General features: G+C 65.2%; 20 protein-coding genes. 6 read left to right on the top strand and 14 right to left on the bottom strand.

From position 1 onward, the window contains the following. Positions 1–15: 15 nt before the first annotated feature. Complete coding sequence (locus LH475_RS12430; protein ID WP_297414335.1) at positions 16–1,227, bottom strand: cysteine desulfurase family protein; 1,212 nt, start codon at positions 1,225–1,227, stop codon at positions 16–18. Between the two features lie 70 nt (positions 1,228–1,297). Between LH475_RS12430 and glgX the strand changes: the two genes are divergently transcribed. Next, positions 1,298–3,376, top strand: a complete 2,079-nt coding sequence (gene glgX / locus LH475_RS12425) for a glycogen debranching protein GlgX (RefSeq protein ID WP_196842703.1) — start codon at positions 1,298–1,300, stop codon at positions 3,374–3,376. Between the two features lie 40 nt (positions 3,377–3,416). Here glgX and glgP read toward each other — a convergent pair whose 3' ends face one another. Next, complete coding sequence (gene glgP / locus LH475_RS12420; RefSeq protein WP_196842702.1) at positions 3,417–5,984, bottom strand: alpha-glucan family phosphorylase; 2,568 nt, start codon at positions 5,982–5,984, stop codon at positions 3,417–3,419. A 230-nt stretch (positions 5,985–6,214) separates the two neighbouring features. Between glgP and LH475_RS12415 the strand changes: the two genes are divergently transcribed. Next, positions 6,215–8,206 carry an alpha-1,4-glucan--maltose-1-phosphate maltosyltransferase gene (locus LH475_RS12415; RefSeq protein WP_297414401.1) on the top strand — a complete coding sequence of 664 codons (1,992 nt, stop codon included), beginning with the start codon at positions 6,215–6,217 and terminating at the stop codon, positions 8,204–8,206. Continuing rightward, positions 8,203–10,563, top strand: a complete 2,361-nt coding sequence (gene glgB / locus LH475_RS12410; protein WP_297414332.1) for a 1,4-alpha-glucan branching protein GlgB — start codon at positions 8,203–8,205, stop codon at positions 10,561–10,563. The genes LH475_RS12415 and glgB overlap by 4 nt, the downstream gene beginning before the upstream one ends. A gap of 80 nt (positions 10,564–10,643) precedes the next feature. Here the strand turns inward: glgB and LH475_RS12405 are convergent, their stop codons facing one another. Next, entirely contained in the window at positions 10,644–11,636 is a 993-nt protein-coding gene (locus tag LH475_RS12405) for a tetratricopeptide repeat protein (RefSeq protein ID WP_297414330.1), read from the bottom strand. Then, complete coding sequence (locus LH475_RS12400) at positions 11,633–13,483, bottom strand: hypothetical protein (RefSeq protein ID WP_196842698.1); 1,851 nt, start codon at positions 13,481–13,483, stop codon at positions 11,633–11,635. Before LH475_RS12400 ends, LH475_RS12405 begins: the two co-directional genes overlap by 4 nt. A 243-nt stretch (positions 13,484–13,726) precedes the next feature. Here LH475_RS12400 and LH475_RS12395 point away from each other — a divergent pair, with 243 nt between their 5' ends. Continuing rightward, the gene (locus LH475_RS12395) at positions 13,727–15,334 is read left to right on the top strand and encodes a hypothetical protein (protein ID WP_297414328.1); all 1,608 of its coding nucleotides are present in this window, start codon (positions 13,727–13,729) and stop codon (positions 15,332–15,334) included. A gap of 23 nt (positions 15,335–15,357) precedes the next feature. Next, on the top strand, positions 15,358–16,407 hold the full coding sequence (locus tag LH475_RS12390) for an AI-2E family transporter (protein ID WP_297414326.1): 1,050 nt from the start codon (positions 15,358–15,360) through the stop codon (positions 16,405–16,407). A 36-nt stretch (positions 16,408–16,443) separates the two neighbouring features. On the opposite strand, the gene LH475_RS12385 is transcribed toward LH475_RS12390, so the two are convergent. The 9 genes from LH475_RS12385 to rpsB all read right to left on the bottom strand — a co-directional run bounded on the left by LH475_RS12385 (position 16,444) and on the right by rpsB (position 23,379). Beyond that, entirely contained in the window at positions 16,444–17,172 is a 729-nt protein-coding gene (locus tag LH475_RS12385; RefSeq protein ID WP_297414399.1) for an alpha/beta fold hydrolase, read from the bottom strand. Positions 17,173–17,234: 62 nt separating this feature from the next. Then, on the bottom strand, positions 17,235–17,540 hold the full coding sequence (locus tag LH475_RS12380) for a hypothetical protein (protein WP_196842695.1): 306 nt from the start codon (positions 17,538–17,540) through the stop codon (positions 17,235–17,237). A 58-nt stretch (positions 17,541–17,598) separates the two neighbouring features. Continuing rightward, positions 17,599–18,249 (bottom strand): lytic transglycosylase domain-containing protein, encoded by a 651-nt coding sequence (locus LH475_RS12375; protein ID WP_297414323.1) that lies wholly within the window; start codon positions 18,247–18,249, stop codon positions 17,599–17,601. Between the two features lie 66 nt (positions 18,250–18,315). After that, positions 18,316–19,044 (bottom strand): DivIVA domain-containing protein, encoded by a 729-nt coding sequence (locus LH475_RS12370; protein ID WP_297414321.1) that lies wholly within the window; start codon positions 19,042–19,044, stop codon positions 18,316–18,318. A gap of 47 nt (positions 19,045–19,091) precedes the next feature. Next, positions 19,092–20,105: a phosphatidate cytidylyltransferase gene (locus tag LH475_RS12365; protein WP_196842693.1), complete on the bottom strand. Its 1,014-nt coding sequence runs from the start codon at positions 20,103–20,105 to the stop codon at positions 19,092–19,094. Positions 20,106–20,116: 11 nt separating this feature from the next. Next, on the bottom strand, positions 20,117–20,671 hold the full coding sequence (gene frr / locus LH475_RS12360) for a ribosome recycling factor (RefSeq protein WP_092108831.1): 555 nt from the start codon (positions 20,669–20,671) through the stop codon (positions 20,117–20,119). 30 nt (positions 20,672–20,701) lie between these two features. Then, positions 20,702–21,442 carry a UMP kinase gene (pyrH, locus tag LH475_RS12355; protein ID WP_196842692.1) on the bottom strand — a complete coding sequence of 247 codons (741 nt, stop codon included), beginning with the start codon at positions 21,440–21,442 and terminating at the stop codon, positions 20,702–20,704. A gap of 148 nt (positions 21,443–21,590) precedes the next feature. Continuing rightward, complete coding sequence (gene tsf, locus LH475_RS12350) at positions 21,591–22,418, bottom strand: translation elongation factor Ts (protein ID WP_297414317.1); 828 nt, start codon at positions 22,416–22,418, stop codon at positions 21,591–21,593. A gap of 10 nt (positions 22,419–22,428) precedes the next feature. Next, positions 22,429–23,379 carry a 30S ribosomal protein S2 gene (gene rpsB, locus LH475_RS12345; RefSeq protein WP_196842690.1) on the bottom strand — a complete coding sequence of 317 codons (951 nt, stop codon included), beginning with the start codon at positions 23,377–23,379 and terminating at the stop codon, positions 22,429–22,431. A gap of 418 nt (positions 23,380–23,797) precedes the next feature. Here rpsB and LH475_RS12340 point away from each other — a divergent pair, with 418 nt between their 5' ends. Further along, positions 23,798–24,331, top strand: coding sequence for a M23 family metallopeptidase (locus LH475_RS12340; protein WP_297414314.1), 534 nt, complete (start codon positions 23,798–23,800; stop codon positions 24,329–24,331). A gap of 104 nt (positions 24,332–24,435) precedes the next feature. Here the strand turns inward: LH475_RS12340 and LH475_RS12335 are convergent, their stop codons facing one another. Further along, positions 24,436–25,410 carry a tyrosine recombinase XerC gene (locus tag LH475_RS12335; protein WP_297414312.1) on the bottom strand — a complete coding sequence of 325 codons (975 nt, stop codon included), beginning with the start codon at positions 25,408–25,410 and terminating at the stop codon, positions 24,436–24,438. Positions 25,411–25,417: the final 7 nt, after the last annotated feature.

The following is a 25,417-nucleotide window of genomic DNA, read 5'->3' as shown; positions in this document are numbered from 1 at the left end:
GAGAGTCAGCGCGGTTCAGTGCCCGGGCACCCGATCGGCCATGCCGGCGGCGAGCGCCTGAGCGTGTGCGGCCGGCAACGCCTTGAGCAGAGCGTCGACGTCGGCGTCGGTGGAGGTATGACCGAGGGTGATGCGCAGAGCGCCGCGGGATTCGCTCTCGCTGCGGCCCATGGCCCGCAACACGTGCGAGGGTTCGGGCACCCCGGCCTGGCATGCCGAGCCGGTCGACACCGACACCCCGGCCGCGTCGAGCAGAAACAACAGCGAGTCGCCCTCGCAGCCGGGAAAGCTGAAGTGAGCGTTGCCGGGCAGCCGGCGCTCCGGGTCGCCGTTGAGCATCGCGGTCGGCGCGACCAGGGCGACACCGCTGATCACCCGGTCGCGAAGGGCAGCCAGGCGTGCGGCTTCAACGCCGCGTGCGGCCCCGCGCGGGTACGGTGCCAACTGCTGCGCCGTGACAGCGGATGCCGCCACCGCGAACGAGACCGCCGCCGCGACATCCTGGGTGCCGCTGCGCACCTTGCGCTGCTGACCGCCCCCGTGAATGAGCGGCTCGACGGTGGTCGCCCGTCCGAGCACGAGCGCGCCAATGCCAACGGGGCCGCCGACCTTGTGCGCTGAGACGCTCAGCGCCGACACCCCCGCGGCGGCAAGCGCACGAAAGTCGACCGGAATGTAGCCGTAGGCCGCGACGGCGTCGACGTGCACCGGAATGCCGTGGGCTGCGGCGAGCGCCGCGACAGCGGCGACGGGTTCGATGGTGCCGACCTCATTGTTGGCCATGAGCAGGCTGACCAGGGCAACATCGAGGGGGTCACGGGCAATGGCGGCCTCGAGCGCGCCGAGATTGATGCGGCCCTGGACATCGAGCGGAATCCACTCGACGATCGCTTTCTCGTGGTGCACCAGCCACTCGACCGTGTCGAGGGTCGCGTGGTGTTCCCCGCCGGGCACCAGAATGCGCCGGCGCGGGGCGCGTGCCCAATACACACCCTTGATGCCGAGGTTGATCGCCTCGGTGCCGCTGCCGGTGAAGACCACCTCGATCGGATCGCAGGCGAGGCTCTCGGATACGATTTCGCGCGACTCTTCGAGCATCCGTTTCGCATTTTGGCCCTGGCTGTGCACCGATGCGGGGTTACCGACAACGCCCATCGCCTCGGCGTAGGAACGGATCGCGGTGGGAAGCATGGGCGTGGTCGCCGCATGGTCCAAATAGACAACCATCCGACTATTTTAGCCGGGCTTCGAATGCCGGTGGTCGTCACGCTCCCTGACACTCATTACTCTTGAACCCATGAGTCCCACCGACCCCCTGCGCAATCTCGGTGTGCGACTAACCAGCGCCGGCGGTGAGCTACGCGTCTGGGCCGAACACGCCGACGCCATGGACCTGTGCCTGTTCGATCAAACAGACCCGAACTGGATCATCAAGAGCGTGCCGATGACAAAGGATGTGCACGGCGTGTGGTCCGGCAAGTCGCGCACACTGTCTCCGGGGCGCCGCTACGGCATCCGCGTTTCTGGGCGGGCGAGCCCGAAGAACTCCTTTCACCCGGAGAAAACCCTCATCGAGCCGTATTCTCGTGGTCTGGTTCGGGTCGGGGCCGGTTTGTGGCAGTCGTCGGTCGTCGATGACTACTTCGACTGGAACGGCGCGACGAAACCGGGTATTGCCCTCGATCACACCGTCGTGTACGAGGCGCACGTGCGCGGCATCAGCCGGCTCAACCCGCTCGTTCCGGCTGCCCTGCGCGGAACCTACGCCGGTCTCGCACACGAATCAACCATCGCCTATCTGAAAGACCTCGGCGTGACCGCGGTCGAATTGTTGCCGGTGCAGGCGTTCGTGTCGGAGCAGCGCCTGATCAAACAGGGCCTGATCAACTACTGGGGTTACAACACTCTCAACTTCTTTTCGCCGCACGCCGACTACGCCACCCAGGCGGCCCAGTCCGCCGGGCCGGAAGCCGTGCTGCGCGAGTTCAAGGGCATGGTCAAGCTGCTGCACGAGGCGGGCCTCGAGGTCATCCTCGACGTCGTGTACAACCACACCGCCGAGGAGGGTCGCAACGGCCCGGTCACCAGCTTGCGCGGCATCGACAACGCCGCCTACTACCGACAGGACGAGTCCGGCGCGTACATCGACGTGACTGGCTGTGGCAACACGGTCGACTTCAGCCACGACGTGCCCCGGCGACTCGTGCTCGATTCGTTGCGCTACTGGGCAAACGACCTGCAGATCGACGGGTTTCGATTCGATCTCGCCACGACGCTCGGCCGGGACGCCGGCGTGGTCTACGACCCGGAGCATCCGCTGCTCACCGAGATTCGCGACGACACGGAACTCGCCGGCGTGAAGCTCATCGCGGAACCGTGGGATGTCGGCCAGGGTGGCTGGCAGACCGGCAACTTTCCGCCCGGATGGACCGAGTGGAACGATCGGTACCGCGACCGCATGCGGGACTTCTGGCTCTCCGACATGAAGAGCCTGCGCCTGACCGGCTCGGCCGGCAGCGGCATCGGACGGTTCGCAACCCGTGTCGCGGGTTCGTCGAACACCTTCTCTCAGCAGCGCGGCCCGCTCGCCTCGCTCAACTTCATCACCGCGCACGATGGGTTCACCCTCGCCGACCTGACCGCCTACGACACGAAGCACAATCTGGGCAACGGCGAGTCGAACCGCGACGGCACCGACAACAACAACTCCTACAATCACGGCGTTGAGGGCCCCACCCGCGACGTGGCCATTCTGGCCACGCGGCGCAAGGCCATGCGCAACCTGCTCGGCACACTGCTGCTGTCGGCCGGTATTCCCATGCTGACCGCCGGCGACGAGTTCGGGCGAAGCCAGCGCGGCAACAACAACGCCTACTGCCAGGACAGCGAGCTGAACTGGCTCAACTGGGACTTCGACGACTGGCAGCAGGACCTGCATCGGGTCACCCGCCGACTGTTGCAGTTGCGCCGGGAAAACCCGGCGTTGCGGCCGGTGCACTTCGGTCGATTCGGCGAGACGACGCCGAGCGCCAGCCAGCTGGACTGGTACAACACCGCCGGTGAGGCGCTCACTGGCGAGGCCTGGTATTCGCCGACCGAGCGCACCCTGCAGTACGTGGCGGCGTCCACCCCCGAGCACGAAGCCTTCAACCGCATCCTGCTCGTGGTGAACGCACGGGAGCAGGACGAAACGGTCACCCTGCCCGCGCACGAGGGAGTGAATGCCTACACGTTGCTCTGGGATTCCGGTCACGACGACGTGCGCGATTCGGTCATCGAGCACGCGCCCGGGGCTCCCCTGTTCGTGTCCGGCGCCTCGATGAAGCTTATGCGCGCGCAGGGCCCCTTCGTGCCGCGCCGCACGTCACGCACGTAGGCCCGGCCGGCGCTTTCGAAACCGACGGGCGCCGTCCGTGCTAGTTCGCGACGGCGACCAGCCCCATTTCGGCCGGGCTGATCAGCAGGTCATTCCGCGGAACGACGCGCACGGTGTAGCCAAAGGCTCCGGCCCGGTCGAGTTCGACCGTGCCAGTGAACAGGGTGGCCCCGCCGGTTGGGGCTTCTTTTGGCGGTGCCGGTTCGAGCGCCTGAATGGCCACATCACGCAGTTCGTCGGTGCCGAGGCTCTTACCGTAGACGACCTCAACGGTCACGTCCGCGGCGGAGAGTCCGCCCAGCTGTACGTGCGCGCGCAGGTGCAGGTCGTCGCCCACTTCGGGCACCGATGACACCCCGCCCGATTCGACGTGGGTCACCGCGACCTGCGGCCAGGCCGAGACGATTTTGCCCTTCCACGCGGCCAGTTCGCGGGCCGCGCGGTAGTTGTTCGCCGACATCAGCGCGTCATAGTGCCCGGCCGGGCGGTACAGTCGCTGCACGTACTCGCGCACCATGCGGTCAGCGGACAATTGCGGCGACAGGGTGGCCAGGGTGTGCCGGATGTTGGACACCCAACGTTCGGGGACGTCATCGCCGTTGCGTTCGTAGAACGTCGGTGCTACCTGGTGTTCGATCAGGTCGTAGAGCGCCTCGGCTTCGAGCCGATCGCGTTCGGCAGAGTCACCGGCCGAATCGGCCGACGGAATCGCCCAGCCGTTCTTGCCGTCGTAGTACTCCGGCCACCAGCCGTCGAGGATGGACAGGTTGAGCACGCCGTTGAGTGCCGCTTTCATACCGCTCGTACCGCAGGCCTCAAGCGGGCGGAGCGGATTGTTGAGCCAGACATCCGTTCCCGGATACATCAGCTGGGCCATCGCAATGTTGTAGTCGGGCAGAAAAGCGATGCGGGTGCGCAGGACAGGATCAGCGGCGAACTGCACAATCTTCTGGATCAGCCGTTTTCCCTCTTCGTCAGCGGGGTGTGACTTGCCGGCGATAACGATCTGAATCGGATGCTCCGGGTGCAGCAGGAGAGCACGCAAACGTTCCGGGTCGTGCAGCATCAGGGTCAGGCGCTTGTAAGTGGGAACGCGGCGGGCGAACCCGATGGTCAGCACGTTCGGGTCGAACACCCGCCCGATCCAGGCGGGGGGCATGCCGCCCGGGTTTTGGTCGCGCCAGGCGTTGAGCAGACGGCGACGGGCATCCTCGACGAATTGCAGGCGCATCTGCCCGCGCACCGACCAGAGATCCTGGTCGGAGACATCGTTGGAGGCCCAGTTGGCCGTCGACGTGTCACTCGTGCCGAGCCTGCTGTGGGCGAGGCTCTTCAGCGCGGGGTCAGTCCAGCTCTGGGCGTGTACACCGTTCGTGATCGACGTGATCGGCACATCCGCTGAATCAAAACCCGGCCACAGGCCGTTGAACATGCGGCGACTGACCTCGCCGTGCAGGGTCGAGACGCCGTTGGCATGCTGGCCGAGGCGCAACCCCATGATGGCCATGTTGAACACGTCGGAGGAGCCGCCGGCGTAACTTTCCGCGCCGAGCGCGAGCAGGTCCTCCACGTCGACGCCGGGCAGCAGATCGGTGCCGAAGTACCGACGCACGAGCGACCGCTCGAAGCGATCGATGCCGGCGGCGACCGGGGTGTGCGTGGTGAAGACGGTTCCGGCGCGGGCCACCTGCAGGGCTTCCTGAAAACTCAGACCCTCGCCGATCAGGCTGGAGATGCGCTCGAGGCCGAGGAAGCCGGCGTGGCCCTCGTTGGTGTGGAACACCTCGGGTTCGGGCAGTCCGTGCAGCGAGCTCCACAGTCTCACGGCGCGGGCGCCGCCGATGCCCAGCAGCAGTTCCTGCAGCAGTCGGTGTTCGCCGCCGCCGCCGTAGAGGCGGTCGGTGACCAGCCGCAGGTCGTCGGCGTTTTCGGGAATGTCGGCGTCGAGCAGGAGCAGGCGCACCCGGCCCACCTTGGCCTGCCAAACCCGGGCATGCAGGGTGCGGTCATCGGGCAGCGCGAGGGAGACCTGAACTGCCGAACCGTCGGCCCGGCGCAGCACGGCGAGGGGCAGTCCGTCGGGGTCGAGCAGCGGGTAGCTTTCCATCTGCCAGCCGTCGGGCGAGATGGCCTGGCTGAAGTAGCCGGCGCGGTAGAACAACCCGACGCCGACGAGCGGCAGCCCGAGGTCGGAGGCGCTCTTGAGGTGGTCCCCGGCCAGAATGCCCAGGCCGCCGGAGTACTGCGGCAGGGCGGCGGCGATGCCGAATTCCGGTGAGAAGTACGCGATCGCGGCGGGTTTCTCGCCCTCCAGCCCCTGGTACCAGCGTGGCTGGTCAAGGTAGTCGCGCAGACCGTCGCGCGTGCTGTTCACCTCGGCAACATAGTCGTGGTCCTGCGCGAGCTCGTCGAGGCGACGCGAGTCAACGGCACCGAGCAGGGCGACCGGGTCGGTGCCGATCTCGCGCCACAGCTCGGGGGCGATGCGCTCGAATAGTTGTCTGGTCGGCTCATGCCACGACCAGCGGAGATTGCCAGCAAGCTCCTCGAGTGCCGCAAGCGGCTCGGGGAGAACGGCACGGACGGTAAATTTGCGGATGGCCTTCACGAGGTCCACCTTAGGGGTGTCACGTGTCCAACGCGTAACAACGGAATTTCACGTCGTGTGGGCGAGCCGCGCAGCAGACGGGCGCCATTGCCATGCTTTCACGCTACGGTCGTGGTGTGGCAAAGACAGCAGCTAAGAAGACGACCGTGCCGACAGCGCCGAGCAGCGCCGGGGCGGGCGTGTCCACGGGCGCCCCGGCGAGCAGAAGCGCCGCCGCATCCGTTGGTCGTATCCCCGTTTTCGATCTCTCTCCCCAACTGAGGGACAATCTTTGGCCGGCTCGAGCCTTCGTCGGCGAGGTCATCCCGTTCGGTGCGACCGCTTTTCGCGAGGGACACGATCTCATCGGCGTCGACCTGCAGCTCACCGCGCCGGACGGCAGCACATCGCGGCATCCGATGGTTCTGCAGGCCGACGGCACCGATCGGTACGGCACCGAGGCGCAGCTCGGCGCCCTGGGCACCTGGCAGTTTCGGGTACGCGCCTACGCCGACGATTTCGCCACCTGGGAACACAACGCCCTGATCAAGATTCCGGCCGGAATCGACGTGGAACTCATGTTCACCATCGGCGGTGCGCTTCTCGCCCAGGCCGGAATTGACAAGGCGCGCCCACTCGCCGCTCGCCGCCTGTTTCAGGCCGCCGCGACGACGCTCGCCGACGCCGGCAAGCCAACAGCCGAGCGTTTACTGGCCGTAGGGGACGCCGCGCTGCGGCAGGCCATCGCGGCCCGCCCACTCGCCGGGCTGGAATCGCTCTCGGCCGAACGCACCATCATCGTCGAACGCACCCGGGCCGGGGTCGGCTCGTGGTACGAGTTCTTTCCGCGCTCGGAGGGCGCCGTGCGGCGCGCCGACGGCAGCTGGCAGAGCGGGACCTTCCGCACCGCGGCGAAACGTCTGCCCGCCGTGGCGGCCATGGGCTTCGACGTGCTCTATCTGCCGCCGATCCACCCGATCGGGCACGCCTTCCGCAAGGGCCCGAACAATTCGCTCGAGGTCGCCCCGGGTGACCCGGGTTCGCCGTGGGCGATTGGCTCGAAACACGGCGGTCACGACGCGATCCACCCCGACCTCGGCACGGTGACCGACTTCACGTTCTTTCTGAAAAAGGCCGCCTCTCTCGGCATTGAGATCGCCCTCGACTTCGCGCTGCAGGCTTCCCCCGACCATCCCTGGGTTCACGAGCACCCGGAATGGTTCACGACCCTGCCCGACGGCACCATCGCCTACGCCGAAAACCCGCCGAAAAAATACCAGGACATCTACCCGATCAACTTCGACAACGATCCTGTCGGCATTCGGCTGGAAGCGCTGCGTCTACTGCGCTACTGGATCAGCCTCGGCGTGCGCATCTTTCGGGTGGACAACCCGCACACCAAGCCACTCGACTTCTGGGAATGGCTCATCGCGGAGGTCAACCAGGCCGACCCCGACGTGGTCTTTCTCGCCGAAGCCTTCACCCGCCCGGCTGTGATGCAGGCGCTCGGCCAGGTCGGCTTTCAGCAGTCGTATACGTACTTCACCTGGCGTAACACGAAGACCGAGCTCGAGGAGTTCTTCGACGGTCTCGCCACCGACACGGCTGACTTTCTGCGCCCGAACCTGTTCGTGAACACCCCCGACATTCTCACCGAATACCTGCAATTCGGCGGCCCGGCGGCGTTCAAGATTCGGGCGGCGCTTGCTGCTACGGCGGCGCCGAGCTGGGGTGTCTACGCCGGTTTCGACCTGTTTGAGAACGTCGCCCGGCCGGGTGCCGAAGAGAGCATCGACAACGAGAAGTACGAGTACCGGCCGCGCGACTGGAGCAAGGCCGAAGAGCTGGGCAAGTCGCTCGCGCCGTACCTCACGCTGCTGAACCGCATTCGGGCCGAGCATCCGGCGCTGGGGCAACTGCGCAACCTCGACATCCACTCCAGTGACGACGATTCAATTCTCGTTTACAGCAAGTACCTCGACGCGGCGTTCACCGGCACGGGCCAAGCGGATGCCCTCATCATCGTTGCCAACGTCGACCCGCACTCGGTGCGCCAAACGGTTGTGCACCTCGATGTGACCCGGTTCGGCATTGCCGGCGGCGACAGCTTCGACGTGCACGACCTCGTGTCAGGCGCAACCTATACCTGGTCGGCCGATAACTTCGTGCGCCTTGACGCGTTCACCGAGCCGGTGCATATTCTGCACGTCACGCCCCACGATCCGGGCCAGGGCCGCGCATGAGTGGCGGCGAAGAGAAACACAAGAAAAAGAACTCGAGCAAGCCCACGAACAAGAAGGGTCAGGGAAAGAACATCGACGATCAGAAGGCTCAGTCCCCGAACAGACAGTCCCCCAAGACACAGTCCCCCAAGACACAGTCCGCCAAGACGAAGAAGCACGTGGCCGCCGCCGAGCCGGCCGCGATTGGCGACCACGTTCTGGCAGCCGTCGCCGCCGGCAGCCACTTCAACCCCCATGAGGTTCTCGGCCAGCACCTTGCCCACAAGGCCGGCGTTTCCGACCCGCTCGTCATCATCCGTGCGTTGCGACCGCTGGCCACCGAGGTGTTCGCTATTCTCGCCAGTGGCGCGCACGTCGAGCTCTCCCACCTCGCATACGGCATCTGGCAGGGCGAAAGCACCCTCGGCCTCTGCGATTACACGATCGAGGCGCGCTACCAGAACGCACCGGCCTGGATCTGTGATGACCCGTACCGGTTCGTCCCCACGCTCGGCGAACTGGACCTGCACCTGCTCGGCGAAGGACGCCACGAGCGGCTGTGGGACGTGCTGGGGGCGCACCACCGCCAGCACCAGGGTGTCACGGCGGCCTCGACCGGCACCTCCTTCGCGGTCTGGGCGCCGCACGCCCGTGCTGCCCGCGTGATCGGGGACTTCAACGGCTGGAACGGCGTCACCCACGCCATGCGAAACATGGGCAGCACCGGCGTCTGGGAGCTGTTCATTCCGGGCCTCGATCCCGGCACCAACTACAAGTTCCAGCTGCTCACGCAGTCCGGTGTCTGGGTGGAGAAGGCCGACCCACTCGCCCGGCTCGCTGAAGTACCGCCGCAGACCGCGTCGGTCGTCACCGAATCGCACTACGAGTGGGCGGATGCCGCGTGGCTGGCGAATCGCCGGGCCAACGATCCGCACAACCAGGCCATGAGCGTGTACGAGATGCACGTCGGGTCCTGGCGCCCCGGCCTCGGCTACCGTGACCTCGCCGAGGAGCTGGTCGGGTATCTGCAGGAGCTCAGCTTCACCCACGTGGAATTCATGCCCCTCGCAGAGCATCCGTTTGGCGGTTCCTGGGGCTACCAGGTGAGCGGATACTACGCCCCGACGAGCCGGTTCGGCTCCCCCGACGACCTGCGCTACCTAATTGACCGGCTGCACCAGGCCGGCATCGGCGTGATCATGGACTGGGTGCCCGGCCACTTTCCCAAGGACGACTTCGCTCTGGCCCGTTTCGACGGTCAGGCGCTCTACGAGCACCCCGACCCGCGTCGCGGCGAACAGATGGACTGGGGCACGTACATCTTCAACTTCGGTCAGATGCAGGTGCGCAACTTCCTCGTTGCGAATGCGCTGTACTGGCTCGAAGAATTTCACATCGATGCGCTGCGCGTCGACGCCGTCGCCTCCATGCTCTACCTCGACTACTCGCGCGAAGACGGCCAGTGGGAGCCAAACCAGTACGGCGGCAACGAGAACCTCGAGGCGATCAGCCTGCTGCAGGAGATCACCGCGACCGCGTACAAGCGCAATCCGGGCACGATCATGATCGCCGAGGAATCCACGAACTGGGGTGGGGTGACGGCGCCGACCAGCGGCGGCGGGCTCGGCTTCGGCTTCAAGTGGAACATGGGCTGGATGCACGACTCGCTCGAGTACATGCAGGTCGACCCCATGTACCGGTCATACCACCACAACGACATCACGTTCTCGTTCATCTACGCCTGCAGCGAGAACTTTCTTCTGCCGATCAGCCACGACGAGGTCGTGCACGGCAAGGGTGCGCTGGTGTCGAAAATGCCCGGCGATTCCTGGCAGCAGCTGGCCAACGTGCGCGCCTATCTCGCCTTCATGTGGGCCCACCCGGGCAAGCAACTTTTGTTCATGGGTAGCGAGTTCGGCCAGCGCTCGGAGTGGAGCGAGGAGCGCGGACTGGACTGGTGGATGCTCGACCAGCCGGCGCACCGCGGGCTGTTCAACCTGGTCGGCCAGCTGAACCGGGTCTATCGGGACAACGCGAGCCTGTGGAGCCGCGACAACGACCCGGGCGGCTTCGAACTGCTCGATGGCGGTGCCGCGAGCCAGAACGTCGTGTCCTTCTTGCGCTGGGATAACCACGGTGTTCCGGTCGCGTGCTTCTTCAACTTCGCCGGTCAGCCGCACACCGACTACCGGGTCGGCCTGCCGTTCGCCGGGCACTGGGACGAGATCCTCAACACGGATGCCGCTGATTTCGGCGGGTCCGGCGTGGGAAACCTGGGCGCGGTCGAAGCATTCAACGAGCCGTGGGCCGGGCGACCAGCATCCGCCACCCTGACCCTGCCACCGCTGGCCGGACTCTGGTTGCGCCTGCGCGGCTAAAGACTGTTACCCCAACAGCGCACACGTGCCCGTTGACCTCAGTCATACGGGCGCGTGTGCGTTCTCGCGAGATCGGGAAACTAGTAGAGCAGGGCGGCCAGGCGCGAGCGAGTCGGGGCCACGCGGGGGTCGTCGGTGCCGATGACCTCGAACAGTTCAAGGATGCGCTCCCGGATCGTGTTGCGCCCTGCGGCGGGCTGTGCCGGAAAGAGACTCAATATGCGATCGAAGGCGTCTTCGATGTGGCCACCGGAGAGGTCCAGGTCGGCGACCAGGAGCTGCGCGTCGAGGTCGTCGGGAGCGGATGCCGCCCCGTTTCGAATCTGGTCGATGGTCTTGCCCTGCAACCGCGCGAGCAGGCTGACCTGGGCCAGACCGGCTACGGCCATCGTGTCGTTCGGGTTCTGGGCCAGCGCCGTGCGGTATTCACTCTGCGCGGTGTCGTAGTCGCCGGCTTCGATCGCCGTATAGGCCGCCAGGTGGTGAGGCGGCAGGGGTTCGTCGACCACGGCGGCCGGCTCGGCGTCGGCGTCGGAGTTGGATGCCTCGGCTGTACCGGTCACACCCTGCTGCGCGGCGAGCTCGAGCACGCGACCAAGCACCTCGATGATCTGCTCCTCGGCGAGCGGGCCGTTGAAGAGCTGCACCGGCTGACCGCTGATGACGGCGGCAACCGTGGGTACCGACTGGGCCTGGAACGCCTGCGCGAGCTGCGGGTTCGGGTCGATCTCGACGCGCGCCAGCACGAACCGACCGCCGAAGCCGGTGATTAGCTTCTCCAACACTGCCATGAGTTGCGTGGAGGGATCGCTCCAGGATGCCCACAGTGCGACGATCACCGGAACCCGGGAGGACAGTTCGAGCAGCTCTCCGAAGTTGGCATCCGTGCCGTCCAGTACGACGCTCGGAACCGTGACGGCACCGGTCGGCGCAGCAGCTCCACCCACGGGGGCACCGGTCACGGGTGGACCGTTGGTGGCGACCGATGCTGCGCCGGACGGGGCCCGGTTCACGAGCGAGGAGAGATCGACTGCTCCGCGCAGGTTCGATCCGTAAGGGGGCATATTTGTCATGGAAGTTCCGCCGATGTGATGAGGCCCTGGGCGAAGCCCAGGAGCACGATTTTGTCGCTTGAACCGGCCGTGGGCACGTAGAACAGCAGCTGGTCCCGGTAGGTGTTTTGAAAGCCCTTGGCCGTGGTCGTGATGCCGGAGAGCGCCTTGGTCGCGAGGGCATCGGCCGCCGGCCCCACGGTGGCCCCGGCATCGACGGGCTTGACCGTTTCAGTCTCCGTCATGCTGACGGCCACGATGCTGCCGGAGTCGTTGGTAGCCAGGGCGACGGCCTCGTCACTGCCAGCGGCGGCGGCGAAGTCGATCGAGGCGGTCGACGGCAGCGCGGCGATCTTGGCGGCATTGAGGTCAGCGACCTGGATGCGGAAGTTGTCCCCGTCGCTCTCGAACAGGCCGTACGACGGGCTGGCTTCGCCCTTCACCAAAATATCGGCGTAGGCGGCAGCCAACTGGTTTGGCGGCATCAACAGCAGCTTGTTGTCCGGGGCGATGGCGGGAGCGCCGACAATGGCCGGGGCCACCTTCGGTACGTGCGCCGACTGCTCCAGGGCGAACAGGTAGTCCACCAGATAGTTGGCGCGAGGCGATTCCTGCTTCAGGATGACCGCCATCGTCGGAATGCTGGGATCGTTTTCGTCCTGAATGACGGTCATGACCACCCGCGGCCAGGAGTTGGTCTGCTGCGGCAGCGTGAACGTGAGCGGGGCGCCCGGCAGAGCAGAGAGCGGGGCAACGGCAGGGTCGACGGCGCGAATCTTGTAGTTGGCCAGGCGTTGTTCCAGGGCCGGCCCGGTAAATCGCGTCGCGATGGTCTCGGTATTGAGGTTGGTATCGGCATCCGCGCTGATCGCGGAGATTTCGCTCATGATCGTTTCCAACTGGGAGACGGTCACAGCGGGCGGCGGCAGCTCGGCGGCCGCTTCGACGGAACCGGTGGACTGGGGCGTCGGCGTCGCAGTGGCAGCGCCGGTGCCGGTGCTGGTGCTGGTGTTGGTCGGGCTGAAATCGGGCCAGAGATCGGCCGAACAGCCGCTCAGCGCAAGGCCGGAGACCAGGATCATGGGCACAATGGCCACCCGGCGGTTGATTCCCCGCCGCGAGGCGGTGATCTGACTGGCCTTGATGGCTTTCGGACGCGGGGCCCGCGGCAACCGGGGCATGCGTGGACCGCGCGGAAGATTGCGGCGCGGCCGACGAGAGCGACGCAGGTGAAGCAGCGCCAGCAGGTACAGCACAAGGCCGGCCAACAGCAGCAATGCCCCGCCGGCGAGCAGCGGTCCGGCCCAGGGGGTCGAATTATCCGAAGCCCAGGAAAGACGGATGCTGGCGGGCGCCGGTGCGACCCCGTCCGAAGCGACGAGCACCGAAATACCCTCGGGCAGGGTCAACGTGGTCGTCACAGAGTCCGTGCCGCTGTATTCGTCGAGCCACAGGTCTGACCCGGCCGGATTCACGATCGTGGCGGAGGCAGCATCCGGTGTGGCTGTCTCGCCCGACGCTGCGTCGGCGGTGACGGGAACGGCGGCCTCGGTGACCGTGGAGGTGAGTTGACCGGTTTTCTTGCTGAGGGCAACGGTGGCGTACGCGTCGTCTCCGATCCAGGCGGCCACGTCATCGGACCGCCCGTACGTGAGGAAAATGAGTCCGTCTCCGCGCACGTTGATCGTCTGGCTTCCCGATGATGCCGACAGAGCGCTCGGATCGATCACGGTGTATTTCGTGTCTCCGGTGACGGTCGAGCTCAGGGACGTGAAAGCGGGCTCGAGCAGGATCGTGCGCTGTGCGATGCCAAGAACGATCATCACGGCAGCCAGAACGAAGGCCACGATGGCAAGAACAAAACGCACGTATCACCCTTCAGCATTTTTGCTGGTTGGTACTGTTCAGTCACTTTGGCTGACTCGCGTGCCTGAAGGTCCTCAGACACGGACCTCCTACTTTACTGCGTTCTCCTGAAAGCAGCCTAATAATGCCCGAGACGCCAGCAGCCTACTGGCGCGTAGGAGGCGGGGTGCCAGCACACTAAAATCGAGGTGTTCCCCGTCATGCATGATCCATCGAGGGCCGGGGCCCATCTGTAAGGAGTAAACGTGTCTGACGACGAAGCTGATTTCACCCAAGTATTTCGCGGCTATGACAAGGATGAGGTCACCAAGGCCATCCAGTCGCTGCGACGCGAACTTATTCAGGCCAACACCCAAAACGCTGAGTCCGGCCGCGAAGTCAAACGGCTGAACGGCCGCATCGACGATCTCAACGCGGAAATCGAAGAGGTCGGGAGCCCCACATTCTCCGGTCTCGGCACCAAATTGGAGAACACACTTCGCGTCGCCGAGGAGCAGTCCACCCGCGTCATCGCCCAGGCCGATATCGACGCTGAGAAGCTGCGCGCCGCGACCAACGACGAGGTACAGCTGCTGCGCCAGAGTGCGGTCGAGCAAGCCGAACGCACCCTGTCCGATTCCACCGTCAAGGCGCGTCGGGTGCTCGATGACGTGCGCGTCGAGGCGGACGACGTGCGCGCCCGCGCCCAGGACGAGCAGGCCCAGATCACCGAGGACGCGATTCGCGACGCGTCGCTGATTCGCGGCGCGGTCGCCACCGAGGCCGCAGAAGCGCGAGCCACGGTCAAGCGCGAGGTCGCTGCCATCCGCTCGGAGGCCGATCGCGAAGCCGCTGAAGTACGCGTTGTCGCCCAGCGGGAGGCCACCGAGGCCCGCGAAATCGCGGCTGGACTGACCCGCGAGACCGAGCTCACCCGTGCCGAAGTGGCCTTGGAACTCGATCAGCAGCGCGCCGACCTGCAGCGCGAGACCGAGCAGTCTCGCGTCGATCTCGCCGCCGAGACCGAGCAGGCCCGCGTCGATCTGGCCCGGGAGACCGAGCAAGCGCGGCTGACCGGCGCCCACGAGGCTGACCAGGCACGCACCGTGCTCGCCGCCGAGGTCGAACAGGGTCGAATCGATCTGGCCCGCGAGATCGAACAGGCTCACGCGGTGACTGAGATCGAACGCGAGCAGGCGCGGACTGACCTCGCTCGCGAGCTCGATCGCAAGCGCACCGGCCTGGCCCGTGAGGTCGAGCAGGCCCGTGCCGCCCTCGCCTTTGCGAACGAGCAGGCCGGCGCCGCCCTGGCACGCGAAAACCAGCAGGCCCGAATCGACGCCGAGGCCGAGGCCGAGCAGGCTCGAATCGACCTGCAGAACCAGCTCACCGCCACACGCAAGAAGGGCGAGCACGAGGCGAGCCGCTTGGTCCGGGAGATCGACCAGGCCCGAGCCGACTTCGACGTCGAGCTGAAGGCGCGCCGCGACGAAGCCGAACAGGAACATCTTTCACGCCACCAGGAAGCCGTGGCCCAGACGCAGAAATTCCAGGTGGATGCCGCCAAGCAGCTCACCGAGACGACGGCGCGCACCGCAGAACTGCGTACCCTCAACGAGCAGCTTGATGCCGGAGCCCGTGACGAGGCCAAGGCCAACAAGGACCTCGCCGAAGAGACGTCCGCGCGCATTCTCCGCGACGCCCACACCAGCGCCACCGCCCTCGTCACCGACGCCACGACACGCTCCCGCGCCCTCGTGGCAGACGCCGAAGACCGGTTGTCGCAGATTAGGATTGAACGCGACGCCGTGGCCGGTTACTTCGAAAGCCTGCGCAGCGTTTTGACCCAGGCAGAACGGGTCGCAGCCGAGTAATTCCCTACTCCTGGAGTCGACACGTGAAAATTCTTAATGCCTTCCGGTTTGGACTCGTCGGAACCCTGGGCGTTGGGCTGGGCTTACTGATCATCACCTCGGTGATCACCCTGCAGACGATCATCATCTATGTCGGGGCCGCGCTGTTTATTGCGCTCGGCCTCGACCCGGCCGTGTCCTGGCTGGAGAAGAAGAAATTTACGCGGTGGGCGGCGATTCTCAACGTGGTCACGGCCGTACTCGGAGTGCTCACGGCGGTCATTTTTGCGATCGTTCCGATCATTGTCGACCAGGTGTCCAAACTGTCCAAGCTCATTCCGGAACTCGTGCGGGCGGTGAACACCTCCACCTTTCTGAGCGACCTCCAGAAGCAGTTCCCCGGCCTCGATATCGCGGAGCTCACCAAGACGATCACCGACTTTCTCGGCGGAAACCTCACCAATATCACGGCCACTGTCGTTCAGTCGGGGCTGGCCTTTGTCAACGGCCTGTTCGGTGGCCTCATCATTCTCATTCTCACGCTCTACTTCACGGCCTCCCTGAACAACATGAAGCGCGCCACCTACCAGCTGGTTCCCGCGTCCAAGCGTGAGCGCTTTACCAGTATCAGCGAGCAGATCACCACGGCGGTCGGTCGGTACATTGTGGGTCAAGCCGCGCTGGCATCGTGCAACGGTGTGCTGAGCTTTATCTTTCTGTCGATCATCGGGGCGCCGTTTCCGGCGTTGCTCGCGTTCATCGCCTTCCTGCTGTCGTTGATTCCGCTCGTCGGTACGATTTCGGGCTCGGTCATCATCGTGCTGACCTGCCTGATCCCTGAGATCGGCAGTTCACCGCAAACAGCCCTCGCTGCGGCGATCTACTATCTCATCTACATGCAGGTCGAGGCCTACGTGCTCAGCCCGAACATCATGAACCGCGCCGTGTCCGTGCCGGGCGCGGTCGTCGTGATCGCCGCCCTGGCCGGCGGCAACCTGCTGGGTATTCTCGGCGCCCTGATCGCTATCCCGGTGGCCGCCTCGGTCATCATGATCGTCAAACAGGTCGTCATCCCCCGCCAGAACGAGCTCTAGCCGTCGATTGAGCGTTGCACGTGCCGCGACTCACGCTCAGGAAGCGACGGGCGGCGGCGTCGCCCACTCGGTCGGCAGCGGCAACGCGCCCGGGTTGACGGTGGCGACGATCTCGGTGAGCACCCGGCGGCTGAGGTTTTCGCCAACCCACAGGTGTTTGCCGCCCTCGACCGCGACGAGTCGCAGGTCGGGCACACTCGCGAACCGTAGACGGGCAGCATCCGGTCGCAGGTAGTCGTCGAACTCGGGGATCACGGCCACCAGGGCGCGTTCATTGCCCGCCCACGCCGCCAGTTCGTCGTTGGACGTGCTGTGCAGCGGTGGTGACAGCAGGATGGCCCCGCGGATTGGATGCTCCAGACCGTACTTGAGGGCGAGCTCGGTGCCGAACGACCAACCGACCAACCACGGGTTGGGCAGATAGCGCTCGGCGACAAAGGCCATCGCCGCGGCGACATCGGCGCGTTCGGTCAGCCCATGGCCGAAATCACCGTCGCTCGTGCCGCGCGGCGACGATGTGCCTCGAGTGTTGAATCGCAGCACGGCCAGATCGGCCAGGGCGGGCAGGCGGTTGGCCGCCTTGCGCAGTATGTGCGAGTCCATGAAGCCCCCGGCGGTGGGTAGCGGATGCAACGTCACGAGCGTCGCGATCGGCGCACGACCGACCGGGGTGGCCAGTTCGCCCACCAGAGTGAGTCCGTCGCTGGTCTGCAATTCGATGTGCTCGGTGATGGCGGGCAGTTCGATGCCGCCACGGATCTCGATCGGCGGGGTCACTGGTGCTCCTTCGGTTGCGGGGGTGTGCTCGCGGAGGCAGCTGTCCCGGGTCACTTGATCTTCCAACAGTGGGTATGCCAGTGCCGCCGGTTCGACAGGTCGGCGGCGTCGCCCAGCACCCCGTCGCCGCGCCAGGTGACGATATGCGCTGTTCCCGGCACGATGTCGAGGGTACAACCGGGGCACAGATAGGTTTTGACCGCCTGCTTGGCGGGAACCGGCTGCACGTGCCACAGGCCGTCACGCCGTACCTCGCTGCGCCGCCACCCCGCGAGCAGGTGATTCAGATCGACGGTCTCGTCGCCGCCGCCCTGCTGCTGGGCTCTGCGGCCTCGGGGTCGATTGCTGCGCGCCATGGTTCCAGTCTAAAGTGCCGGTCGGTGGACTAACACCCGGCTGAGAGCCAGCGCGTACCTAGTACCAACCGGAAGCCTGGGACTTCGCCCACGCGCCGCACGGTGTGCCGTAGCGGCCGGTGATATAGCCGAGGCCCCATTCAATCTGGGTTCCGGCGTTCGTCGCCCAGTCCTCGCCCGCGGTCGCCATTTTGGAGCCGGGGAGGGCCTGCGGAATTCCGTAGGCTCCGCTCGAACCGTTCTGGGCGTTGACGCGCCAACCCGACTCTTTCTGCCAGAGCGAGACCAGGCAGTTGTATTGGTCTTCGCCCCAACCGCGAGCAGCCACGGCGTCGTAGGCGTAGGCCTGTGCCGAGCCCGGATCGGGCACGGCAGCCGACGGTGCGATGAAGCTCTGGGTCTTCTTCGGGGCAGGGATGACAACGGGAACCGGTTTGGGCTTGTCGGTGACGGCATAGCCGTCTCGGGTGATGGTGTTGGTGTAGCTGCCGGCCACAAGCACAGCCTGAGCCGGGCCGCCATCGGTCGTGCTGCCGGCGATTTGAAAGTACGGTGACGCCGTGGCGCCCGAGTAGGGATCAACCACGGTGACAAGCACGAAAGCGAAAGCGGCAGAGAAGCCAAACAAAAAGTGCGCCGGCTTCACCCGACGTCGGGTGCGACGAACAAGCGGCCGGGCTGTGGCCGGGACGGTGTCGATTGCTTTCAAATGCCTACCCATTAGTAATCGACCCTAGCCCACAAATTTGATACCAGCCGCGTAACAGTGATCAAATCAACGGACCGCGAGCATGACATCGACGACGCTATCCAGAACGAGGTCGACCTGCGCTTCGCGGTATCCTCCCCGTTCCGGGCGAAAGACGGCCGTTCGCACGTCGTCGACGGTGAGCTCCCGACCGTCTTGAAAATACCTGACCAATTTGTTCGCGAGGCGGTCGACATCCACTCGCCTATAGCCGACCGCTAGCACGCTCGTGCGTGTGAAACGGTGCCCGGGCGCGCGGCTGAGTCGAGCGACGAGCACGGCGGCCGTGCCTTCGGCCTCAATCATCCACGCCTGCTCTCCCCCGGCCCGGGTCGCCTGATCGCGTTCCCGGGCCGCAAAGGCGTCTTCGAGTCGTTCCAACGCCGCATCGACGAGCTCGGGAGAGTAGCCGTCCTTGTGCATCGAAAAGGCGGTATGACGGATGCCTTCAGCCGTCAACGTTAAACCGGTGCGGGTCGCTTCCCCCTCGTCCTTGTGCGCGACTGAGGCGTGGATGGCCTCGGTGCCGTCGGCTGCACGTGGCGGCGCCCCGAGCGTTTCAGCGTCGATCTCGTCACCGGCGGCAATCCCATCGACCGACTCGACGGCACCGGTATCGCCGTCGATCTCGTCGTGGCGTGCATCGGGGTGGTCGGGCTGGTCGTACGCGCGGCGGGCCGCTGCCAGGAACGCTTCGACCTGGGTGACGTTATAGCCGAGCGACTTCTTGCCCACTCGGGGAAATATGGTGCTCATAGCCTCATTGTCTCGTACGGGTTTCGTGGGGAAAGAATCGAGCGGGCTCACGCAAACACCAAATACAGCGCGTAAGCGGCAGCGGCCGAGGGCAGAATCGAGTCGATTCGGTCGAGAAATCCGCCATGTCCGGGCAGCCACGAGCTCATATCTTTGATGCCGAGGTCACGTTTGATGAGAGATTCGGCCAGATCACCGAAGGTGGCCGTGAGCAGAATGACCGATCCGAAGACCAATCCGAACCACCACTCCTGATCGAGCATGAAAATCGACAGCAAAACGCCGGCGATAATGCAGATCAGTCCAGCTCCGATGAAGCCCTCCCACGTTTTCTTCGGGCTGATCGACGGGGCCATCGGGTGCTTGCCGAAGTTGAGTCCGCTGACGTATGCACCGGTATCAGCCGAGATCACCAGGATCAGAAAAGCGAGGGTCCACCACTGTCCGTGTGCCTGAGCCACGAGCAGCACGGCAAAGCTCGCGAGAAAGACGACGTAAACCTGAATCAGAATGCCGCCGCCCACGTCACCGACGATGGAACGAACCGAGGCGCGATGCGACGGAATCACGAGCAGGGCCAGGCGCCACAGGCCGACCAATACGATGCCGCCGAGCATGACCAGCCATTGGCCGGTCGCCCCGCCGTAGAAGGCGGCCGGAACGATCGCGACCGCGGAGATGATCACGGGGATGCGTGGCACGTTGCGCCCAGCATGCCGCAGGGCTTGGGCGAGCTCGAAGGCGCAGAATCCAACAATCACGACCGCAAAGATCATGAAGAGCTCTTTGATGATGATGAGGCTGACCAGCATGGAGCCGCCGAGCACGAGCCCGATCAGAATGGCCAGAATGAGGTTGCGCCCGGTGCGCGCTTCGATGCGCTCGTTTGTTGCATCGAGTTGGGCGCGCGTGGCCTGCACCTGGCGCTCGAAATCCGCCTTGGTGGTCTGCACCTGACGTTCAAAGTCAGCGCGCGTGGTTTTTACCTGCGCCCGGAACTCGGCACGACTGACACCGCGACCGCGTTTGGGCGGCTGGTCGTTCCCCGGTTTCTCGGTCATCTGATCGTTCCCTAGATCTCGAGGAGTTCGGCTTCCTTGCGCTTGAAGGCGTCGTCAATGCCGTCCACGTGGCTCTTGGTGATCAGCTCGAGCTCTTTCTCGGCACGACCGACCTCGTCGTCGCCGACCTCGCTCTTGAGCGCGTCGAGCTCATCCTTGGCCTTGCGGCGAATGTTGCGCACCGAGATGCGGGCATCCTCTGCCTTGGCCTTGACGATCTTCACGAATTCCTTACGGCGTTCCGTGGTGAGTTCAGGGAGGGTGGCCCGAATAGTAGTGCCGTCGTTGCCGACGTTGGCGCCCAGATTCGGGGTGTCGCGGATGGCGATCTCAATGTCGCGCAGCGCTGCCTTGTCGTAGGGACCGATGAGCATCGTGCGCGCTTCTTGGTTTTGCAGCGACGCCAGCTGTTCCAGAGGGGTCAACGTGCCGTAGTAGCTCACCAGAATTTTCGCGAACATTTGCGGGTTGGCGCGGCCCGTACGCACGGTGCCAAAATCGTCTTTGGCGGCTTCGAGGGCCCGGTTCATGCGCGCAGTGGCGTCGGAAAGAACATCCGCGATCACGGTGACTCCTTAATTGGTGGTGAAATAATTCTAGTTGGAGACGCGAGTGCCCAGATCGGTGCCGAGAATGGCAGCGGTGACATTGCCGTCGGGGACCATGCCAAACACCTGCATGGGCATGTGGTTGTCCATGCACAGGCTGAACGCGGTGGAGTCGACCACTTTAAGGCCGCGCTGCAGGGCTTCCAGGTAGGTGATGTGGTGAATCTTCTGAGCATCGGGGTTGGTGCGGGGGTCGTCGGAATAGACGCCGTCCACGCCGTTCTTGGCGACGAGCACCACGTCGGCGTCGATTTCGAGGGCGCGCTGCGCAGCGACCGTATCGGTCGAGAAGTAGGGCAGTCCGGCTCCGGCACCGAAGATGACGACGCGGCCCTTCTCGAGGTGACGTTCAGCTCGCCGAGGAATGTACTGCTCAGCGACCTGGGTCATCGAGATGGCTGACTGCACTCGGGTCTCGGCACCAGCCTGTTCGAGAAAGTCCTGCAGGGCGAGGGCGTTCATGACGGTGCCGAGCATGCCCATATAGTCGGCACGCCCGCGGTCCATGCCGCGCTGGGAGAGCTCGGCGCCCCGAAAGAAGTTTCCGCCGCCGACGACGATGGCCACTTCGACCTGCTTGGCGCCCTCGGCGATCTCCCGAGCCAGCGAGCTGACGACATCCGGATTCACACCGACGGCGCCGCCGCCGAAGGCCTCGCCGGACAGTTTGAGAAGCACCCGGCGTTTCTTGACGACCGCGGCGGGGTTCAGCGGGGTGGTGTGGGTCATGGACGTACTGGCCGTGTCAGTCATGTCGTGCGGGGCCTTCCGAGATGGGGTGCTACCAAACTACCAAGTGCGCGAGTGCACCCCACCCGGGGCACACACACAAACGGAGGCCGGATCGCTTTCGCAATCCGACCTCCGTCATTTTTTGTTAGGCGCCGACCTTGAACCGGGCAAAGCCCGACACGGTCAGTTTTGCGTCGTCGAGAACCTTCGCGACGGACAATTTGTTGTCCTTGGCGTAGTCCTGTTCGAGCAGTGCGACCTGCTTGAGGTAGGCCTTGACTCGTCCCTCAACGATCTTGGGCAGTGCCGCTTCCGGCTTTCCCTCATTCTTCGAGATCTCGGTGACGATCTTGCGCTCAGTCTCCACGAGATCAGCAGGAACATCGCTCGCCGCCAGGTACTCGGGGTTCGCGAATGAAATGTGCTGGGCCACGCTGCGAGCGGTCTCCAGGTCGACTCCGGAGAAGCCGAGAACAACGCCGACCTGCGGGGGCAGGTCCTTGCTGGTCTTGTGCAGATAGATCGAGAACAACTCGCCGGTGACGGCGGCAACACGGCGAAGTTCGAACTTCTCACCGATAATGGCGGCTGCGCCGTCGATGAGCTCCGCGACGGTCTGGGTTCCGGCCGGAGCGGCCAGTCCGGCCAGAACGGTGGTCGCGCCGGCGGCGGCGATCGCGTCGAGAACCTTGTCGGCCAGGACGACGAACTTGTCACCCTTCGCGACGAAGTCGGTCTCGCAGGCGAGCTCGATCATGTACGCAGTTGTGCCTATTTCCTTGGCAGCGACCAGTCCCTCAGAAGTGGAACGGTCAGCGCGCTTGGCGTTGCCCTTGGCACCCTTGAGACGAAGGATCTCGATGGCCTTGTCCATGTCGCCGTCAGCTTCAACGAGGGCATTCTTGGTGTCGACCATGCCCGTGCCGAGGTTCTCGCGAAGAGCCTTGACGTTTTCAAGTGTGAAGTTTGCCATACCGGGTTCCTTACTTGGTCTCGTCGGCAACAACGGCCGCGTCATCGGTGTCAGTAGGGGAGACGGCAGCCAGGACGGCGGCAACGTCGGTGTCGGCGACAGCGTCGGCGATGGTGGGCTCTGCAACGACGGCCTCGTCGGCGACGACAGTAGCGTCGGCAATCTTTTCGGTCTCGGCAGAGGACTGCGCCGGGGTGGTCTCGGCGTCGGATGCCTGCAGCAGTTCAGCTTCCCACGCGGCGAGGGGCTCAACTTCGGCCTCCGGCTTGGCGTGGCGCTGGATGAGGCCTTCGGCTGCGGCGTCCGCGATGATGCGGGTCAGCAGGCCAACGGATCGGATGGCGTCGTCGTTGCCCGGGATCGGGTACTGCACGTCGTCGGGGTCGCAGTTGGTGTCGAGGATGGCGATAACGGGGATGCCGAGCTTGCGAGCCTCGTCAATGGCGAGGTGCTCCTTATTGGTGTCCACAACCCACAGGGCAGACGGGGTCTTCGTGAGGTTACGGATTCCGCCGAGGCTCTTGTGCAGCTTGACGAGCTCGCGCTTCTTGATGAGCATTTCTTTCTTCGTGAAACCACTCTTGGCGGTGTCGTCGAAGTCGAGCTCTTCGAGTTCTTTCATGCGCGCCAGACGCTTGGAAACGGTCTGGAAGTTGGTGAGGAGGCCACCGAGCCAGCGCTGGTTGACGTAAGGCTGCCCCACGCGCTGCGCCTGCTCGGAGATGGATTCCTGAGCCTGCTTCTTCGTGCCGACGAAGAGGATGGTGCCGCCGTGGGCAACCGTCTCCTTGACGAAGTCATAGGCCTTGTCGACGAACCCGAGCGACTGCTGCAGGTCGATGATGTAGATACCGGACCGCTCGGTGAAGATGAAACGCTTCATCTTCGGGTTCCAACGGCGGGTCTGGTGCCCGAAGTGCACGCCGCTGTCAAGCAGCTGGCGGATGGTTACGACGGCCATGTGCCGTGCTCCTGTTCTGGTGCGTGCTCGAAAGCCACACCAATCGGTTTGTGCAATGATCGGTCGATCATCGCTCCTGGTGCCCGGCACACGTCCGCCCTGCGTCACGAAGTTTCTCGTGAGGCGGGACCGATTGGACATGGCGGCCAAATGGGCACGCGTAGTCAGCGCACGAAGCGCTGCTTGGAATAGCGTATCACCGCCGAGGCTGCTGGTGCGACCGGCTCGATCTCCGGTTGGCCGTCCGGTATATCCTCCGGCAGCCTCCTCCTGCAGCCTCCTCCTGCAGCCTTCTCCTGCAGCCTCCTCCTCCTGCACTCTTTTCCTGCACTCTCCTCCACAGGCCCGGCACCGTGGATATGAACACGGATCCGCTCGATCCCCCGCCGAGGCCGAGGCCGGGCGGCAAGGTGGGGTCATGCAGAACCTACGCGCGCTGGCGGCATGCGCTTTCATTATTGTGATTGTGGTTCTTGGTGCGGGATCGGCGTCGGGTGCCGCGCCGGCCGGGCCACCGCCCGGTGCCGCCCCGACCAGAGCGGATGACTGGCGTTGGCCGCTGTCGGAACCGCACGTGATGATCCGGGCGTTCGTAGCGCCGGAGTCACGCTATGCGAGCGGTCATCGCGGGATCGACCTGGCGGCCCTCGCGAACGACGAAGTTTTTGCTCCGCACGACGGCGTGGTGTCGTTCGCGGGGCACGTTGTTGATCGACCCGTGCTGTCAATCATGCAGCCGGGTGATGTGATCACGACGGTGGAGCCCGTAGACGCCCTCGTCACGATGGGAGATCGGGTACGCGCGGGACAGGTGATCGGCACCGTGGCAAGCGGCGGTCATTGCCCGCCCGGGTGCCTGCACCTCGGGGTGCGCCTGCACGGGTGGTATGTGTCGCCGCTGCTCTTTCTCGGGAATCTACCCCGAGCGGTCTTGCTACCGGCTGTGCCGTGAAGATGGCTGTGCTCTGATGCCGGTGGCTCTGCTCTGCCCTGCTCTGCTCTGCTCTGCTCTGCTCTGCTCTGCTCTGCTCGGAACTGTGCCACCCTTGGGCCGGGTCAGGCGCGGGGGTGGGCGAGCCCATAGCTGCCTTTGAGGCGTTCCGCCGATACGTGAGTGTAGATCTGGGTGGTACCGAGGCTGACGTGGCCCAGCAGTTCTTGCACCGCGCGCAGGTCGGCCCCGCCATCGATCAGGTGGGTGGCAGCCGTGTGCCGTAGGGCGTGCGGTCCGGCCGGACCGGTGCCGGGAATCGCGGCAAGCAGGGTCGCGACGAGGCGGTAGACCCCCCGCACGCCGAGGCGCTGGCCCTGGCGACCGAGGAACACCGCGGTGGTGTTTCCTGCTGGAGTGGTCGCCGCTGTCAAGTTTGGTGCTGTCAAGTTTGGTGCTGTGGCTCTCGACGGTGCCGCTTGACCCGCGAGTGTCTGCCGGGCCTGGCGCAGGTAGTCAACGACAGCACGCTGCGCCGGAACCCCGAAGGGAACCACGCGTTCCTTCGCGCCCTTGCCGGTAACCCGCACGGTCAACCGGTCAAGGTCGACGTCGGTGAGATCGAGGCCGACAAGCTCGGAGACGCGTAGCGCCGAGGCGTAGAGCAGTTCCACGATGGCTCGATCCCGCAGCGCGAGCGCCTCTCCCCCAGCGGCGCGGACCGCCAGCAGGTCGAGCAGGTCGGTCATTTGGGTGTGGGTGATGACGCGCGGCAGGGTGCGTCCCGGCTTCGGCGAGCGCAGGCGCGCCGCCGGGTCGGTGCTGTCATCGTGGCTGCGCGCGAGCCAGGCGGTGAGGCTGCGCGCCGACGCCGACCGGCGGGCCAGGGTGGCCCGGGCCAGGCCGGCCTGGGTGGCGACCCACAGCCATTCCCGCAGGAGTTCCAGGCTCAGATCAGCGGATGTTGTGGCGCCGCGGTCGGCAGCAAACCCGGCCAACTGGTGCAGGTCGGTGCGGTAGGCCCGCACGGTGTGCGCCGAGAAGCCGCGCTCGGCGTTGAGGTAACGCAGAAACTCGTCGATGTCATCGCTCAGGTGCACGGGTTCA

This window comes from Cryobacterium sp. (assembly GCF_026786305.1).
Classification (GTDB): domain Bacteria; phylum Actinomycetota; class Actinomycetes; order Actinomycetales; family Microbacteriaceae; genus Cryobacterium.
Note: the sequence above shows the minus strand (reverse complement) of the source record. Positions and strands in the feature narration are given on the sequence as shown.

Bases quoted from the DNA above. Each gene is read 5' to 3' on its own strand.
- LH475_RS12430 (WP_297414335.1), bottom strand. From the start codon at position 1,227: ATGGTTGTCTATTTGGACCATGCGGCGACCACGCCCATGCTTCCCACC.
- glgX (WP_196842703.1), top strand. From the start codon at position 1,298: ATGAGTCCCACCGACCCCCTGCGCAATCTCGGTGTGCGACTAACCAGC.
- glgB (WP_297414332.1), top strand. From the start codon at position 8,203: ATGAGTGGCGGCGAAGAGAAACACAAGAAAAAGAACTCGAGCAAGCCC.
- LH475_RS12405 (WP_297414330.1), bottom strand. From the start codon at position 11,636: ATGACAAATATGCCCCCTTACGGATCGAACCTGCGCGGAGCAGTCGAT.
- LH475_RS12380 (WP_196842695.1), bottom strand. From the start codon at position 17,540: ATGGCGCGCAGCAATCGACCCCGAGGCCGCAGAGCCCAGCAGCAGGGC.
- LH475_RS12370 (WP_297414321.1), bottom strand. From the start codon at position 19,044: ATGAGCACCATATTTCCCCGAGTGGGCAAGAAGTCGCTCGGCTATAAC.
- LH475_RS12365 (WP_196842693.1), bottom strand. From the start codon at position 20,105: ATGACCGAGAAACCGGGGAACGACCAGCCGCCCAAACGCGGTCGCGGT.
- pyrH (WP_196842692.1), bottom strand. From the start codon at position 21,442: ATGACCCACACCACCCCGCTGAACCCCGCCGCGGTCGTCAAGAAACGC.
- tsf (WP_297414317.1), bottom strand. From the start codon at position 22,418: ATGGCAAACTTCACACTTGAAAACGTCAAGGCTCTTCGCGAGAACCTC.
- rpsB (WP_196842690.1), bottom strand. From the start codon at position 23,379: ATGGCCGTCGTAACCATCCGCCAGCTGCTTGACAGCGGCGTGCACTTC.
- LH475_RS12340 (WP_297414314.1), top strand. From the start codon at position 23,798: ATGCAGAACCTACGCGCGCTGGCGGCATGCGCTTTCATTATTGTGATT.